14 protein-coding genes are annotated in these 15,912 nt (G+C 52.7%); 3 read left to right on the top strand and 11 right to left on the bottom strand.

Annotated features, from left to right (window positions below; translation table 11 throughout):
- Positions 1–36 precede the first annotated feature (36 nt).
- Complete coding sequence (locus tag MN084_RS17735; protein ID WP_241085536.1) at positions 37–993, top strand: Gfo/Idh/MocA family protein; 957 nt, start codon at positions 37–39, stop codon at positions 991–993.
- A 93-nt stretch (positions 994–1,086) separates the two neighbouring features.
- Positions 1,087–2,205: a DegT/DnrJ/EryC1/StrS family aminotransferase gene (locus MN084_RS17730; protein WP_241085537.1), complete on the top strand. Its 1,119-nt coding sequence runs from the start codon at positions 1,087–1,089 to the stop codon at positions 2,203–2,205.
- A gap of 161 nt (positions 2,206–2,366) precedes the next feature.
- Here the strand turns inward: MN084_RS17730 and pdxA are convergent, their stop codons facing one another.
- Genes pdxA through lptD form a run of 3 tightly spaced genes read right to left on the bottom strand, consistent with a single transcriptional unit; the run spans position 2,367 to position 7,430 of the window.
- The gene (pdxA, locus tag MN084_RS17725) at positions 2,367–3,350 is read right to left on the bottom strand and encodes a 4-hydroxythreonine-4-phosphate dehydrogenase PdxA (RefSeq protein WP_241085538.1); all 984 of its coding nucleotides are present in this window, start codon (positions 3,348–3,350) and stop codon (positions 2,367–2,369) included.
- A complete protein-coding gene (locus tag MN084_RS17720; protein ID WP_330178220.1) occupies positions 3,350–4,669 on the bottom strand; it encodes a peptidylprolyl isomerase in 1,320 nt (439 codons plus the stop codon). Before MN084_RS17720 ends, pdxA begins: the two co-directional genes overlap by 1 nt.
- 58 nt (positions 4,670–4,727) lie before the next feature.
- On the bottom strand, positions 4,728–7,430 hold the full coding sequence (lptD, locus tag MN084_RS17715) for an LPS assembly protein LptD (protein WP_241085539.1): 2,703 nt from the start codon (positions 7,428–7,430) through the stop codon (positions 4,728–4,730).
- A 359-nt stretch (positions 7,431–7,789) separates the two neighbouring features.
- On the opposite strand from lptD, the gene MN084_RS17710 reads away from it, so the two are divergent.
- Complete coding sequence (locus MN084_RS17710) at positions 7,790–8,773, top strand: aminoglycoside phosphotransferase family protein (protein WP_241085540.1); 984 nt, start codon at positions 7,790–7,792, stop codon at positions 8,771–8,773.
- Between the two features lie 32 nt (positions 8,774–8,805).
- On the opposite strand, the gene MN084_RS17705 is transcribed toward MN084_RS17710, so the two are convergent.
- The 8 genes from MN084_RS17705 to MN084_RS17670 form a co-directional block, all read right to left on the bottom strand.
- Positions 8,806–9,219 (bottom strand): DUF3012 domain-containing protein, encoded by a 414-nt coding sequence (locus MN084_RS17705; protein ID WP_320416353.1) that lies wholly within the window; start codon positions 9,217–9,219, stop codon positions 8,806–8,808.
- Positions 9,220–9,766: 547 nt separating this feature from the next.
- Positions 9,767–10,168 (bottom strand): type IV pili methyl-accepting chemotaxis transducer N-terminal domain-containing protein, encoded by a 402-nt coding sequence (locus MN084_RS17700; RefSeq protein WP_241085541.1) that lies wholly within the window; start codon positions 10,166–10,168, stop codon positions 9,767–9,769.
- A 716-nt stretch (positions 10,169–10,884) separates the two neighbouring features.
- Complete coding sequence (purD, locus tag MN084_RS17695) at positions 10,885–12,168, bottom strand: phosphoribosylamine--glycine ligase (RefSeq protein ID WP_241086046.1); 1,284 nt, start codon at positions 12,166–12,168, stop codon at positions 10,885–10,887.
- 130 nt (positions 12,169–12,298) lie between these two features.
- Entirely contained in the window at positions 12,299–13,078 is a 780-nt protein-coding gene (lpxA, locus tag MN084_RS17690) for an acyl-ACP--UDP-N-acetylglucosamine O-acyltransferase (protein WP_241085542.1), read from the bottom strand.
- A gap of 120 nt (positions 13,079–13,198) precedes the next feature.
- Positions 13,199–14,758 carry a bifunctional phosphoribosylaminoimidazolecarboxamide formyltransferase/IMP cyclohydrolase gene (purH, locus tag MN084_RS17685; protein WP_241085543.1) on the bottom strand — a complete coding sequence of 520 codons (1,560 nt, stop codon included), beginning with the start codon at positions 14,756–14,758 and terminating at the stop codon, positions 13,199–13,201.
- 108 nt (positions 14,759–14,866) lie between these two features.
- Positions 14,867–15,157 carry a DNA-binding transcriptional regulator Fis gene (gene fis / locus MN084_RS17680; protein ID WP_241085544.1) on the bottom strand — a complete coding sequence of 97 codons (291 nt, stop codon included), beginning with the start codon at positions 15,155–15,157 and terminating at the stop codon, positions 14,867–14,869.
- Complete coding sequence (locus tag MN084_RS17675; RefSeq protein WP_241085545.1) at positions 15,154–15,399, bottom strand: tRNA-dihydrouridine synthase; 246 nt, start codon at positions 15,397–15,399, stop codon at positions 15,154–15,156. Before MN084_RS17675 ends, fis begins: the two co-directional genes overlap by 4 nt.
- Before the next feature lie 128 nt (positions 15,400–15,527).
- Entirely contained in the window at positions 15,528–15,833 is a 306-nt protein-coding gene (locus tag MN084_RS17670) for a tRNA-dihydrouridine synthase (protein WP_241085546.1), read from the bottom strand.
- Between the last annotated feature and the right edge of the window lie 79 nt (positions 15,834–15,912).

Here is a 15,912-nt window from a genome sequence, read left to right as displayed (position 1 = left end):
TCGCTTTGGGCTTCCCTATCTGAGTGTGGATGGAAAATGAGCGAAAAATTGCGCGTGGGTGTGGTTGGCGTCGGGTATCTGGGGCGGTTCCATGCCCTCATCTACTCCCGTATGTCGAATGTTGAATTGGTGGGTGTTGTGGATGCAGATCCCGAAACGGCAGCCAGAGTGGCGTTAGAGGCTGGCTGCGAGGCTTTTGCCCAAAGTCAGGACCTTCTCGGCAAAATCGATGCGGTCAGCATCGTCGTACCCACCACGGCTCATCTCACCGAAGCTCAGCCTTTTCTGGAGAAGGGCGTCCATATGCTATTGGAGAAGCCGATAGCCACCACGGTCGAAGAGGGGCGCAAGATTGTCCAGTTGGCTGAACAGGCCGAGGTGGTTTTACAGATCGGCCATCTGGAGCGGTTTAATGCCGGCGTCATGGCGTTGGCGGGTCGTATTGTAAACCCCCGGTTTATCGAAGCACATCGGATGGGAGGGTTTGTCGCGCGGGCCACGGATGTGGATGTGGTCTCCGATCTGATGATCCATGACATTGATATTATTCTGTCACTGGTGAAATCGGATATCACCTCGATTTCTGCCGTGGGCACACCGGTTCTCACTTCTCATGTAGATATAGCTAATGCCAGATTGGAGTTTGCCAATGGCACCGTGGCCAATGTGATTGCCAGTCGGGTATCCGAGAAAAAGATGCGCCGGATTCGAGTATTTGAAGAGAATCGCTACGAGTCTCTGGATTTCATCGAACAACATATTGAGACAGCCTACCCCAAGCCAAGATCGGGAGAGGCGTGGCCAGAGGTGGTGATGGAGAAGATCGATATTGATCCAGTGAAACCTCTTGATGCGGAATTGTCGGCCTTTGTTGATTGTGTAGCCTGCGGGCGCACCCCATTGGTTGATGGCCAAGTCGGTCAGGAAGCGCTGGAAGTGGCGCTTCGGGTAAAAGAGCAGATTCTTGGCCGGATGGGATCCAGACACCTATAAAAGGTGCCCAGTGATTTTGCCCCAGCTGAGTATCTGGCAATTTGCTTGCCAGTGTAAAAATCAGATATTTCTATCAATAACCCGGATGTAGTGATGATCAATCAATCGAAGCCTGTGCAATCCGTCCCCTATCTCAGTTTGCAGAAAGAGTTTAATGTGCTGCAGACTGAGTGGTTTAAATCTATTGAGACCATAGGAGGTAGTGGCGCTTTTATCCTTGGGTCCAACGTAAAGGCCTTCGAGCAAGAGGCGGCAGAGTACGTGGGGGCAAAGTACGGTATTGCAGTGGCCAATGGTACGGACGCCCTGGTGCTCTCTCTTAGGGCGCTCGATATTGGTCCCGGAGATGAGGTGATCACCACACCGTTTACCTTCTTTGCCACAGCCGAGGCGATTTCGGTGGTGGGAGCCACGCCGGTTTTTGCGGATGTGCTCGAAAACAGTTTCAACCTGGACCCCGAGAGCGTTGAGTCAAAAATCAGTGACCGGACCCGTGCGCTTCTTCCGGTCCATATTTTTGGCAACCCTGCCGATATGACAGCAATTGGTCAGCTCGCGAAAACCCATGGACTAAAAGTGGTGGAAGATGCCGCTCAGGCTTTCGGTGCGCGTGATGGCGATGCAGCCGTTGGTAGTATCGGGGATACCGGTTGTTTCAGCTTTTATCCCACCAAGGTACTGGGCTGTTATGGCGATGGCGGCCTGATCACCGCCAGTAGCGATGAGGTCAAAGCGCGGTTGCTGAAGTTGCGCAACCATGGGGCCAGTGCACCATTTACCCATGACGAACTGGGCTGCAACAGTCGTCTGGATGAAGTGCAGGCCGCTTTGCTGCGTATCAAACTGCGTAAACTGGAGCAGTATATCGCAGCCCGTATCCGGGTGGCTGATCGCTATGATGAATTGCTCTCAGACTTGGATCTGGTAACCCCTGTTCGTCCCGAGAATGGGCGACATGCGTTCAATCTTTACACCATTCGGCATCCCCGTCGAGATGCCTTGCGGGCGTATCTGAACGAACATAAAGTAGGCAGTAGTCAGTGTTATCCATCAGGATTGCATCTTCAGGCCGTCTACAGCCAGCTGGGCTATCAATCCGGTGACCTTCCAGTGGTTGACCGCATCTGTCGAGAGACCCTCTCTCTGCCGGTATTTCCGGATATGAGTGATCAGCAGATAGAGCGGGTTTGTTGGTTGGTTGCAGAGGTGTGATATTTGTCAATGACACTGTGCTGATGTTTGCGAGAGGGTTTGTATAGCGAGTTAACTTTCAAGAGATGCTGTAAATACATCCCTGCCGCCAACACTCATTGAAAATGAACTCGCTATGCAGGCCCTTCAGCGCACAGACTGATTGGGAATTTGTCGATATTTTACGAACCCAGTGTGCGAGCTAACTCTCTGGCAGTTTGTATAGCGGCAAGCAGGCTGCCAAGTTCCGCTTTTCCACTACCGGCCAGATCCAGCGCTGTGCCGTGATCCACGGAGGTGCGGATGATCGGTAGTCCGAGGGTGATGTTGACCGCCCGGCCGAATCCCAAGTGCTTGAGTACCGGAAGCCCCTGGTCGTGATACATCGCTAACACGGCATCGGCTTTTTCCAGATAGTGTGGGGTGAACAGCGTGTCTGCAGGCAGCGGGCCTTCCAGCGTCATGCCCGTCGCCAGCAGCCTGTCGAGCACTGGCGAGATGGTTTCGACCTCCTCCCTTCCGAGGTGTCCGCCTTCGCCGGCATGGGGATTAAGTCCACAAACCAGAATGCGCGGGTTCTCCATGCCAAACCGTTTTATAAGGTCTTCATGGAGAATACGAATTACCTGTTCCAGTGATTGAGGGGTAATGGCTGCACTGATTTCTGATACCGGCAGATGTGTCGTGGCCAGAGCGACCCTCAGCCCCGGGCAGGCCAGCATCATCACCGGGGTTCCGCCGGTTATCCCAGCAAGAAATTCAGTGTGGCCGGAGAAAGGAGTACCCGCATCGTTAATAATCCCCTTATGGACCGGCCCGGTTACCAAGGCGCCAAACTCGCCGGTCATGCAGCCGCTGGCGGCGCGCCTCAAGGTGGCAAGAACATAGGCCGCGTTGGCGGTATCCGGTCTGCCAGCATCTGCCGGTACAGCAGTGTCGATTGACAGGAGAGTCAGACGGGTCGCTTTGCCGGTGGCAGGAACTCCTTTCTCATAAGGCTCAATGATCAGCGGCAGGCCGAGTAACTTGGCCCTCGCCTCCAGCAGTTCAGGTGAGCCGATCGCGACCAGTGGATAGTCCCGCGACTGCTGAGTAAATTGCACACAGAGATCGGGACCTATGCCGGCGGGCTCTCCAGGCGTTAAAACCAGGGGAGGGGGATTCATCAGGACGGGTTCAGACGGATGTCTACATAGGCTTCATCACGCAATTTGCGCAGGTAGAGTTCACTCTGTTCTGCGGTCTTTCGTTTGCTGATGGCCTCTTTTGCCTCCGCTTTTTGAACATCCTGGGTGCTGTCGTGTTCCCTGCGCTCCAGCACCTGGACTATGTGCCAGCCAAATTCCGTGCGGAAGGGCTCGCTCAACTCTCCAGGGGCGAGTTTTTTCATCTGCTCCTCAAAATAGGGCAGCAGATCTCCCTGCGTCACCCAGCCGAGATCGCCTCCTTTGATGGCGGATGATTTGTCGTCGGAATGGGAGCGTGCCAGATCGGAAAAGCTGTCTCCCCTCTCAATCCTCAGCTCAAGTTGCTCCAGACGGGTACGTGCATCATTGTCAGAGGTGATTTCATTAGTGTTGATCAGAATATGCTGTGCTTTGGTTTGGGTGATGATCTGTTTGTCACCCCCCTTATAATCAGCAAGTTTGACGATGTGGTAACCGCTGGGTGTATGAATGGGATCGCTTATTTCACCCCGTTCCATGGCGGCTACACGGTCAACGAATATCGTCGGCAGTTGGTTGGTGGGACGCCAGCCGAGGTCACCTCCTTCGAGTGCCTGGCGGCCATCCGATTCGGCCAGCGCCATGGCGTGGAAATCATCACCTCTGCGCAACTCAGTAATGACCCGCTCTGCTTTGGTGCGGGAGGCATCCAGATCTTCCGATGAGCTCCCTTCCGGTGTTGCGATCAGTATATGCAGCAGATGGTATCCGGTGCGCCTTCCAACGCTTGTTGATTGGCGGGCGATGAATGCATTGACCTCTTGATCGGTAACACGGATACGGCGGCGAACTTCCTGGTCTTTCAGCCGTTGGGTGACAATCTGTTCACGGATTCCCTGGCGGAACTCTTTGAAGCTGATACCGCCACTCTCCAGGACGCGCCTAAACTCTGACAGATTCAGATTATTTTTGCGCGCAATATTGTTGATCGCCTGAGCCAGGATGTCTTCACTGATGTTGATGCCCGCACGCTCTGCAGCGGCAAGTTGGAGCTTCTTCAGAATCAACCGCTCAAGTACTTGTTTCTCGATCACCTCCTGGGGTGGTAATCGAGTCCCTTTCTGTCTCAATTGGGTGATTATTTTGTGGACTTCATTATCCAGTTCACTGCGCGCTACAATATCATCATCGACAATGGCGACAATGCTATTAACGTCCTGGACCCCGGCACTCTGGGCTTGATTGATGACTCCAAAGAGGAGGAAGAGGCTCAGGATCAGCGAGCCTGAGCGTAGGTTATCGATTATCTTGATCAGCATAGTGTTTTAAAGGTGCTCGTCTGTTTAGGTACCGTGGTTTGAGTGTCAATCAGGTGAGTTAGTTCTCTGTGCGGTAACCGAGAATGCCATCTTCGAAGAAATCGTCAAGCTTGTCGCCAATGCTGGAGAGACCTTTTAGCGCCAGTTGCAGGAAGATGGCCGCATTGGTCTTCTGGTTCGCATCGGTGCGGTGTTCCCGTAATATCAACCGGGTGGTCCAGCAGCAGCTGTCATATTCTATGCCGCCAAACGCCTCCATGGTTTGACCGTGGAGCTCAGAGTAGTTCCAGCGCGCCACTGCATGCAGGTTGTGAGAAAGCGGCCAGCGACCCGAGAAATCCATTTGCTCAATGCTATTTTCAGTATAGCGGTAGGCCAGGTTAATAATCCGTTGCTGCTCGTCCCGATAGTTAATAGAGGCGGATCCCTTTTCAATATTACCACCATCATGGGGGTCCACCTGAGCACCGGCCCGGAATCTCCAGTGCTGGCCGAGGCGGGCTGAGAGCTCGCCTACAACTGAAGAGCTGCTTTCATCCACTGCTAAGTTACCGGGCAACTGCACGACTCTGTCTTTGAAATAGAATATCTGGCCGACGCTGACGCGGAACAGTTCTGCGCCAGTAGTGTCACTCAGGGTGCGGCTGGTCAGGGCGGTGGCCAACTGGTTGGCATCTCCCACCCTGTCAGCGCCACTAAAGCGGTTTTCACGGAACAGATTGGCAAAGCTGAAGTCCAGGGCAGAGGTGTCAAACACCGGCAGATTGTTTTGATTCTCTTCAGGTACATAGAGGTAGAAGAGTCTTGGCTCGAGGGTCTGGGTGAGTGACTCACCAAACCATGAGCTTTTGCGCTCAAAAAAGAGCCCGCCGTCCAGGCTGAGCATGGGGAGTGTCCGGGTCTGGCTGGACGGGTTGCCAACACCCTGATCGGTCAGGCCGTAGCGGGTATGCCGCACACTCAGTTTTGGCGTCAGATACCCCCAGGGCCAGCGCGTCGGCAGACTGAGGCTAGGCTGAATATCGATCCGATCACCTTTGATTTTTGTCTCTGATGAGTAGTCAAAGCGGACATACTCTGCTCTCATGTGATGGCTAAGGCCCATGGCCTGTCGCGGTCGATCAAGGTCGAACAGTAACTGGGGCAGTCGGCTGTAGGGGCGGTCATTGATGGCGATGGTCTCATCGATGCTCTGGTACTGCTGAAGCCTGCCAAGGAAATCCCAGCCGCTGCCCCGATAGCGAATATCACCCCGGCGCTCTTGATGTTTTGTGCTGGTGGCAGCCAGACTGTCACCCAGATCGTCCAGGTAGTCGTTGTCAGAGACGTAGTTCAAATCGATATCAAAACGCCAGCGATCTGCAGGCTGGCCGCTGGCCTGTAAGGATAGAGCGCCCCTAGTGTCGTTTTTATCGGCGTTCTGCTCTTCATCGCTGGGAAGAATTTCGGCCTTCACTTTACCCTCGAATGGCTCTGTCAGATAACGGAATTCACCACCCAGCATCAGGCCACGTTTCCCCATGATTCTGGAAGTGATGGTGGCATCCATATGGGGTGCAATATTCCAGTAATAAGGGATCGAGATATCAAAACCGGTGCTGTCGCTGGTGCCTATAGAGGGGACCAGAAAGCCCAATTTACGCCGGTCATCTATCGGGAAGCTGGCGTAGGGTAGGTAGAGAAATGGTACGCCTTTGAAGGTGAGCGTTGCATTGCGGGCTGTGCCTGTGCCACTGGCCTTGTCGATATCCAGTGTATCGGCTTCAAGCAACCAGTCGCTGCTGCCGGGAGGGCAGGTGGTGTAGCTGACCTGTTTGTAGTGAGACAGCTCCTTGCTCTCTAGCTCTGCCTCGCTGGCATAGCCTCTGGCGATGCGGCCCAGCATTCGGTACTCCACCTGCTCGGCTCTGCCCTGACTGGTGGTCAGGTTATAGTGCAGGTTGGCACTTTGGATGCGCAGGCCGGACTGTTCCAGGAAAACATTGTCCTGGGCATCAATCTCATCACTTTTTTTGTCGTAGTGGAGTTGGTCGGCCTCAAGCAGCTCTCCCCTCTGGCGAAGTTGGACGTTGCCGGCGAAGATGGCCAAGTCTTCCTTGCGCAGAAAGTCTGCGCCATCGGCTTCTATCAGAACGCTGTCGTCTGTTGTTGGGCTTGGGCTGACAATCCCAGAGATCAGGGCTGCGCCAGGGCTACACTGCGCCCAGTTGAGTCCACGGTCGATGCGGTCAGTGCCGGTTTTTTTCTGTGCGTCGGGTTTTGCTGCTGTCCGGATCGGTTTTTCCTGGCTTTTTGCAGCAGGGACTGGCGTGGCCGCTGCTTTGACTGTTGTCTTTGGCGGAACGACCGGCTTTGGTGTGGCAATCTGTTTTGGTTGGGTGGATTCTGCAGGCGGTTGTCTGGTTGCAGTCTCCGCCTCTTTTTTGTCGCTGGGTTCAGCTGTTTTTACAGCTGCTGGAACAGGCGCTTCGGGAGTGACTATTTTTGAAACTGTTTCGGGTTTTGTTGTTTCAGGAGGTACTGTTTTTGTTACGGTTTCGGCAGGTGTTTTTACCCCCTCCGTAGCCACTTCCGGTTTTGCTTTGGGTGGGGTGGGCAGGGCTGTATACACAGGTTTGTTAGGAACCATAACGCCATCTTTAGTGCAGGCCCACTCTCCTTGGGGGGTTATCCGGCAGTCCCAGGTCGGTGCTGCCTGGGCAGCGGGGGCAATCAACAGGCAGTTGATGGCAGCAGAGAGTATCCTTCCTTTTCCTGTCACATCGAATCTCTAAGTTATTCTGAATTTTATGGCGATTATTATCAAAATAATAACGCCGAATTTTATTCCCTGAATGAGTTTGTCAGGCTAATATTCGTCCCGAAAAGCGGCTGACTGGCAAATTCAATGGCAAGACCGACATAAAATCGCATAGAATCGCTATTTCTTCAATGGCCATGCTTTCTGTCGCACGAACTTTTTGAGAACGTGCTTATACTTTCAGCCCCATGATTTATTGAAGATTTATGTAACAATTTCGATATCAGCCTTAGTAGATAGTCGTTTTTTTGTACTCACTCTGCTTTTTGGTTAGATAAAAATTCCCTCACGAACCCCGGTATTTTGGATACTTTTAAGTTATGCCTGAGAGACTACTTGCATTAAAAAAATGGTTGGATGGCCCTGTGGGGCTATCTCACTACAAGCTGGATCCCGCCTCGGATGATGCCAGTTTTCGCCGCTATTTCAGGGTGGCACTGGCTGATGGAGCTACCCTGATCGCCATGGACGCCCCGCCGGAAAATGAGGCGTGCCAGCCATTTGTTGATATTGCCAGGCAGTTTGCAGAATTGGGGCTGCATGTCCCCATAATACATGCAGAAGAGCTGGATCAGGGATTCCTTTTGTTGGATGACCTGGGCAGCGTTCTTTATCTGGATGTTTTGGATGAGGTGTGTGCGGATCGTCTGTATGCAGATGCCCTGAGTGCCCTGGCTGTTATCCAGGCTTGCGGTCCAAGGGAGGGTCTGCCCCTCTATGATGAGTCTTTGCTACGGCAAGAGATGGCATTGTTCCCAGACTGGCTGCTGGAGAGACAGCTCAATTTAAAGTTGACTGAAGGCGAGCGATCGCAGGTGGATGAGCTGTTCGATCTGCTGGTACAGAGTGCTCTTGAGCAGCCTCGGGTCTGTGTTCACCGCGATTTCCACTCCCGCAACCTGATGGTAACGGATGCGCCCAACCCCGGTATTATTGATTTTCAGGATGCCGTCATTGGGCCGGTGACTTATGACCTGGTCTCTCTATTGCGTGACTGTTATATTCGCTGGCCCGCCGAACGGGTGAGAGGATGGGCTATGGGCTATTTCGAACTGGCGGTGCAGTCCGGTATCCTGCGGGATGAACATGAAGATCGTTTTCTTCGCTGGTTTGACCTGATGGGAGTGCAGCGGCAACTAAAGGCCAGTGGCATTTTTGCGCGGCTCAATATACGCGATGGCAAGCCGGGCTACCTGGGTGATATTCCCCGTACGCTGGGCTATATCGTTGAGGTGGCAGATCGTTATCCTGAGCTGGAGTTTGTTGCAAGGTTGATTGAACAGCGAGTGTTGCCCAAACTGTAACCGGACCTCAAAATGCACCTCAGTTTGAGGCCCTAACAGGTTGTCAGGTATTTACGCTTTTTTATCAGGCCTATGGCAAATAACAGGATAACGGCTCCTGCCATGGCTGCTACGACCAGATCATCCACTGGTATTATTCCAAGTAAACTAAATGAGAAGCCACCTGTAACAGCTCCTATGGCCCCGATGATCATGTTACCAACAAGACCAAAACCACCGTCTTTCATAAGCAGGCCGGCAAGCCATCCGGCTAGTCCGCCAAACGCTAAAAATATTAATGAGGCAATCGCTAATATTATTGCAAAGTTTTCTGGGGCCATTTTTTCTCCTAATTTAATAATGTTTATTTGAAAAAAAACAATGCGTACATAATCTGATATCTGATTTGCAGTCCAGTCTGTTTTAGGTTTTTCTTTCATTTCTGAACCCCATTCGCTGCCGACCATGGAGAGCGAAGCGAAAGCCGGTAGTCCCCGGTAGCCGTGAGGCCGCACTGCTTACCCGATGTGCGATAGCGCAAGAGGGGAAGCAAAGTAGGCTTCCGAACACGGCGTCCAGCCATTTGCGCGTACGCAGGGCGGCCGGGGCAATAATAGGCTGTCGAAGATCAAGTGCGTTCTGGGGACTGGGCGTCCCAAAACGCATCACGAGATCAAAGACACGCTTGTTTTACTTCTCACCTCAGGTGAACAGGCACTAAGTACTAATACGTAGGCTAATTGTCTGATAGTTCATGGATTAGGTGACGAAATGTTTAAGAATTAAAATACTGTTCATATTGGTATACTACCTCATTTGTTACTCAATTATCAGTTGTTTCGCTGATTCAATTGGGAGTGCGGAAGAGGCAGTTAAAGGCAGGTGGCATTGAGAATAGTCACGGTGAATTCCTCCTGAGTAAATACGTACGGCAAGGCGTACGTATTTTCAGGGTGGATTTTCGTTATGCTGTCGCCAGCAGTTTGCTGGTGATATTACTTGGAAACCTCTGTTTTACGGTAGTGCGGCATAGTAGCCGATGATATCGTTCATCTGAATCAGGATTTTGTCCAGCATTCTGGCAACCAGTCCGGGCACATATTCATTATCTCCCATCCGGTCACTGAGCTTGAACATATCCCAGTTCTGGGAAACCTTTTTTAGCTCGCTGCTGATCTGTGGGGTGTTTTCCTGCGCCGATATCAGTTCCAGCAGTGCTTCGTCAAATTCTCTCTTTGCCTTGTTATAGTCGGCCCGGAGTTCCGGGTTGTCGAATCCCCAACTCAGCAGCATGTAGAGATTGCCCAGGCGTTGAGAGAGCATGCGCTGCCGACCGGCAATGTTGACTAGGTGCCCCTGGTTAGCGCCTGACTGATCTTCAAGCATGGTGAGACGCAACCAGCAGTTTCTCTGCATTGTTCCGCAATCTGGAAGCTTTATCCCGTTCGATCTCGTCAACCGCGATTAATTTAACCGGCCCCCAGAGCTTTTCGACCAACTTCAGGGCGCGCTTAGTCTCCGGATCGTCGGTAAATACATTCAGCAGTCCGAGCTGCTGCTCAAACAGTATGAGTGCGTTTTTCAGTTGTTTGTTGGCAGCACGGTAGCGGGCATCCTGGCCCGTCTGGCAGTATGCTTTTACGATTCGCTGCGTCAGAATGCGTTGCCGTCCCTACTTATTATGGCTTCCGCAATGCTCATGTTCTTCTCTGCGGAGACGGTCTCGCTTGTCCCTAGAGTAAGAAAAATTGCACAGATCAGGTACAGGGCGATTTTCTTTGGCCATGATATTCTGCTCCATAGAGAGACTTTAATTTGTGTCGTTGGTAGACGCTAAATGCCCGGCTCATCGGGCTCATTGACCTGGGTCAGTTTCTTAATCTTTGCTTGATTACCTATGAAACTCAGCTATGACGCAAGAAACATAATTACCTTGGATTCAATAGGTTGCAGGGGCGTTATGTGCTGTTGTTTTTATATTAACGATAATTCGTATTATTTCGGCAGCACTATTGGACCTCGACCGAAGTATTTATGGGGTCTACAGCCCACAATTCGGCTGAGCAATAGCTGAGCTTCATAGGTAATCAAGTATCTTTATGTTGACTCTCTATCGTGAACTGACTCCTCTTTTACTCATTTTCCCTTGCTACAGCCCGATATCCTATATCGGTTCTGTAGTAGGCGCCCTCCCAGCTGATCTGCCGGGTCAGTTCGTAGGCTCTGGTCTGGGCTTCGGCCACGCTGTCGCCAAGTGCGGTGGCGCAGAGTACCCTGCCTCCAGCCGTAATCACCTCTCCCTCCCTCTCCGCCGTGCCTGCATGAAACACTTTTCTATCCTCTTCCTCCTGTGGCAGGCCGCTGATAATGTCGCCTTTATTATACCCTTCCGGATAGCCGCCGGCGGCCAGTACCACGCCAAGGGCGGCGCGATTGTCCCACTCGGTGGTCTCCTGGTCCAATTTTCCTTCAAGAGCGGCCAAGCAGTGTGATACTAGGTCAGATCGCATACGCAGCATGATCGGCTGGGTCTCCGGGTCACCGAATCGGCAGTTGTATTCCAGTACCTTGGGAACGCCTTCGGCGTTGATCATCACGCCGGCGTAGAGGAAGCCAGTGTAAGGCAGGTCTTCAGCAGCCATCCCCTCCACGGTAGGGTGTATCACTTCATCCATGATTCGCTGGTGCATTTCAGGGGTGATGACGGGGGCGGGAGAGTAGGCGCCCATTCCCCCGGTGTTCGGGCCTTTGTCGCCATTGTCCCTGGCTTTATGGTCCTGGGAGCTGGCCATGGTCAGAATGTGCTTTCCATCCACCATGACAATGAAGCTGGCCTCTTCGCCGGTCAGGAACTCCTCAATCACCACGTTGTGGCCTGCTTCGCCAAAGCTGTTTCCCGAGAGCATATCTTTTATGGTCGTTTCGGCGGTTGTTATGTCATGGGCCAGGATCACGCCCTTGCCGGCAGCCAAACCGTCGGCCTTGATGACAATAGGGACACCAACCTGATGCAGGTAGTTTAGCGCTGCATCGGTATCGGTAAAATTCCCGTAAGCCGCTGTCGGGATGTTGTGGCGCGCAAGGAAGTCTTTGGTGAAGGCTTTGGAGCCTTCCAGCTGGGCAGCGCCCTGGGTAGGGCCAAAGCAGTTGAGGTTAGCCTCTTTGAAAGCATCCACCACGCCCATCACCAAGGGGATCTCAGGGCCGACGATGGTTAGCCCAACTTCGTTCTCTTTGGCAAAGGCGACCAATCCAGCGATGTCTTCAACAGCCAGCGCAACATTCTCCAGCGCGGGCTCAAGGGCTGTGCCTGCATTACCTGGTGCGACAAAGACTTTCTCTGCCAAAGGGGATTGTGCCGCTTTCCAGGCCAGAGCGTGTTCACGTCCGCCGCCGCCGATGATCAATATATTCATATTCATTCCTAGTCGCCTTGGTCTTTCCGGTCGCTATTTTTCGTAAATACCGAGTTACCATCCAGGAACACCGCACAGACTTTTTGAGAACTTACTTATCAATGGAGAGTTATGTTTTAGCAAACACGACTTAGCGATGGGTTGTGATGCCTCTGTCGCTATTTTCGAAGAAGCGAATGATGTTATTCACTTCGTCGGTCTGTTGTGTCTGTTTTAGTTGTTCCAGTGCCTGGGTCGTATTCAGCCCTAAGTGATAGATTGTCTTGTAGGCCTGCTTGATCGCATTCCGGCTGGACGGGGAGAAGCCGGCTCTACGGGTGCCGATTGAATTTAGTCCAATAACCCTTGCCGGGTTGCCATCACCCGTGACATAAGGCGGTATATCTTTTACCACCTTGGCGCAGCCTGCGACCATGGCGTAGTCGCCGATGAAGCAGAACTGGTGAATTGCCACCAGACCTGAGATGAATATGCGATCGCCCAGCTCCACGTGACCCGCCAGGGTGCTGTTTGGGCCAAATACATTGTTATTTCCCAGACGGCTATCATGGCCGGCATGGAATCCACACATGAAGTAGTTGTCGTTGCCGATCAGGGTGCCTTCAGTCGTTTTTACGCCACGGCTGATATTCACCCCCTCCTTGAACTGGTTGTGGTTGCCAATGACCAGTGGTTTGCTCTGTTCCGGTGCAAACCCCAGGTTCTGTGGTTCGCAGCCAAGGACGGCGCCATGGCAGACTCGGTTGTCTCTGCCCATGTGGGTGCCGGTGGAGATGCGTATGTTGCTCTCAATCCGGCAGCCTTCGCCAATAACCACGCCGGATTCGATGATTGAGTAGGGTCCAACTTCCACCGACTCGTGGAGTTTTGCCCCCGGTTGAATAATCGCTGTCGAATCTATTCTACTCATGGCACCTTCTGCAACAACGGAATCGCTGAGGATGCTCAGAGGGCTGGGAGGGGAGTATTAAATAAAATACGCTGTTTACCCTGGGGCTCTCCACGATCTCTGGGTTCCCGCGTCACCCCTTTAATGGCGGAAGTGACGCATGCCAGTGAAGACCATGGCAATATCGTGCTCGTCTGCCGCGGCGATTACCTCCTCATCCCGCATCGAACCGCCGGGCTGTATCACGGCGCGAATGCCTGCGGCCGCAGCGCTGTCCAGGCCGTCGCGGAAGGGGAAGAAGGCATCAGATGCCATCACCGATCCGGGTACATCCAGATTGGCATGTTCGGCCTTGATGCCGGCGATGCGGGCTGAATTGATGCGGCTCATCTGGCCGGCTCCAACGCCGATAGTCATGCCATCTCTGCCGTAGACAATGGCGTTGGATTTGACGAACTTGGCTACCTGCCAGGTAAACAGCAGATCTTCCATCTCCTTCTCCGTAGGCGCTCGCTTGGTGACCACTCTGATTTCATTGGAGAGCTGCAGGTCGGCATTCTGTACCAGCAGGCCGCCGTTAACGCGTTTGAAATCCAGCCGGTGAATCGATTCTGAGGTCCATTTGCCGCACTCCAGCAGGCGCACGTTTTTCTTACGGCTGACCACACCAACAGCAGCGGTAGAGATGGCCGGTGCAATAATCACTTCAACGAACTGACGGTCGACAATCACCTGGGCGGTTTCGGCATCCAGCTCTTGGTTGAATGCAATGATGCCGCCGAAAGCGGATTCTGGATCGGTGCTGTAAGCCCGGTCATAAGCCTCCAACAGGTTTGAGCCATAGGCAACACCACAGGGGTTGGCGTGTTTCACGATGACGCAGGCCGCCGCCTCGCTGAACTGCTTGACGCACTCCAGGGCTGCATCGGTATCGCCGATATTGTTATAAGAGAGTTCCTTACCCTGGAGCTGCCGGGCGGTTGCAATACAGGCTTCCGGCTGGTCGCGTTCAACAAAGAAAGCCGCATTCTGATGAGGGTTTTCACCGTAACGCATGATCTGCGCCTGATGGTATTGCAGGTTGATGGTGCGTGGAAACTCAGTGGTTTCACCATACAGGCGGGCGCCAAGGTAGTTGGCTATGGCGCCGTCGTAGTTGGATGTGTGCTCAAAGGTTTTCACCGCTAGGTCGAAGCGGGTATTGGCTGATACGGCACCGTTGTTTTCATCCATCTCGGCAAGTGTCCGGGCATAGTCACTGGAATCAACAATGACAGTGACGTCTGCATGGTTCTTGGCGGCAGCGCGGAGCATGGCCGGACCACCGATATCGATGTTTTCGATGGCAGCACCCAAGTCGCAGTCAGGATCTGCAGCGGTCTGTTCAAAGGGGTAGAGGTTTACTACGATCATGTCTATCGGAGTGATTTCATTGTCCTCCATGACTTGGTCATCGGTGCCCCGACGTCCCAGGATACCGCCGTGGATTTTAGGGTGCAGGGTCTTTACCCGGCCATCCATCATCTCCGGAAAGCCGGTGTATTCTGAAACCTCAATAACAGAGATGTCATTCTCGGACAGAAGGCGTGCTGTGCCGCCAGTGGATAAGATTTCGACGTTACGTTCATTCAGTGCGTGTGCGAACTCCACTATGCTGGTTTTGTCGGATACGCTGATTAGGGCTCGGGTAATGGCTGCCATGATCCTCTGCCTTGCTAAGTGTTGAACCTGATGCCTGCCTCGGCAGGGTGTGGTTGTAGTGAAAAGTGCAGCCATTTGGTGCGCTGCGCTGTGTGTACTATCTGTCTGTCAGTCGAGCTGGTAATGTGCAAGTTTTTTACGCAAGGTGCTACGACTGATACCAAGAACTTTTGCCGCTAGTGTCTGGTTTCCCTCGGCATGCTGCATAATAGTTTCCAGCAGTGGTTGCTCAACTTCTGCCAGAACCATCTGATGTAAGTTTGCCGCAGAGTGACCGTTCAGCTGGGCGAAGTAGGTGCTGAGTGCATCGCGGACACATTCGCGCAGAGGTTCGGTTGATTTATCGACGGTAACTTTTATTGGGTGTTCATCTTCTGTCGCGGCGGCTTCCATCGTCATGTTGCCAGCTCCTTTGTTGTTGCCAGGTGATCAAAAAATATCTCTATCATGGTGGTTTGTTGATCAGCTGTATCGGTCTCGTTTATCTGTTTTCTGAACTGGGCGCCCCCAGGCTGGGTCTTGCTGTACCAGGCGGTATGTTTACGTGCAATGGTCCTCTTTTGCTCTATGTAGAAATTGTACAGATTTCCCAGATGCCCTGTCAGTATCTTTTTGATCCAAATCTGTGGCCGGTGTTTCAAGCTGTTTTCCGGCAGTGATCTATTTCCCTGAGTATCCAAGGTTTGCCCTGGGAGGTGCGCGACCGACCATCAGGCCGTCTGCTCCGGTCTGTGTCAGTATCTATTTTGCTTTTTCAGGTGAATCTACACTACCATTTGCGATATTTTATTTCTCTAATGATATCGTATTCGGCAATTCTTGCAACACCATTGCGGTTTTCAGGATTCCAGCCAGTTCTGATCTTGAGGGTGACCGGCATATCGGCCGCTTTGATCACCGCATCGAGAATTTTTGCTGCCTGTAGCGGATCTTTCAGCAGCGCGGAACCGGTGGCAACTTTATAGATCTTCTTAGCCGGGCAACCCATATTGATATTGATGAGAGGCCCCCATTCTATAGAATTAAGGTGGGCAGCCTCCGTCATGGTTTCCGGATCTGCGCCGAAAATCTGCACGGCAATTGGGTCCGGGTTCCCCTGAAAAATCAGGACGACGCATGCTCCCTGATGCTCTCCAGAGTGCAGAGTTGGATGA

The organism is Candidatus Vondammii sp. HM_W22, from assembly GCF_022530855.2.
Classification (GTDB): domain Bacteria; phylum Pseudomonadota; class Gammaproteobacteria; order Chromatiales; family Chromatiaceae; genus Vondammii.
Note: the sequence above shows the minus strand (reverse complement) of the source record. Positions and strands in the feature narration are given on the sequence as shown.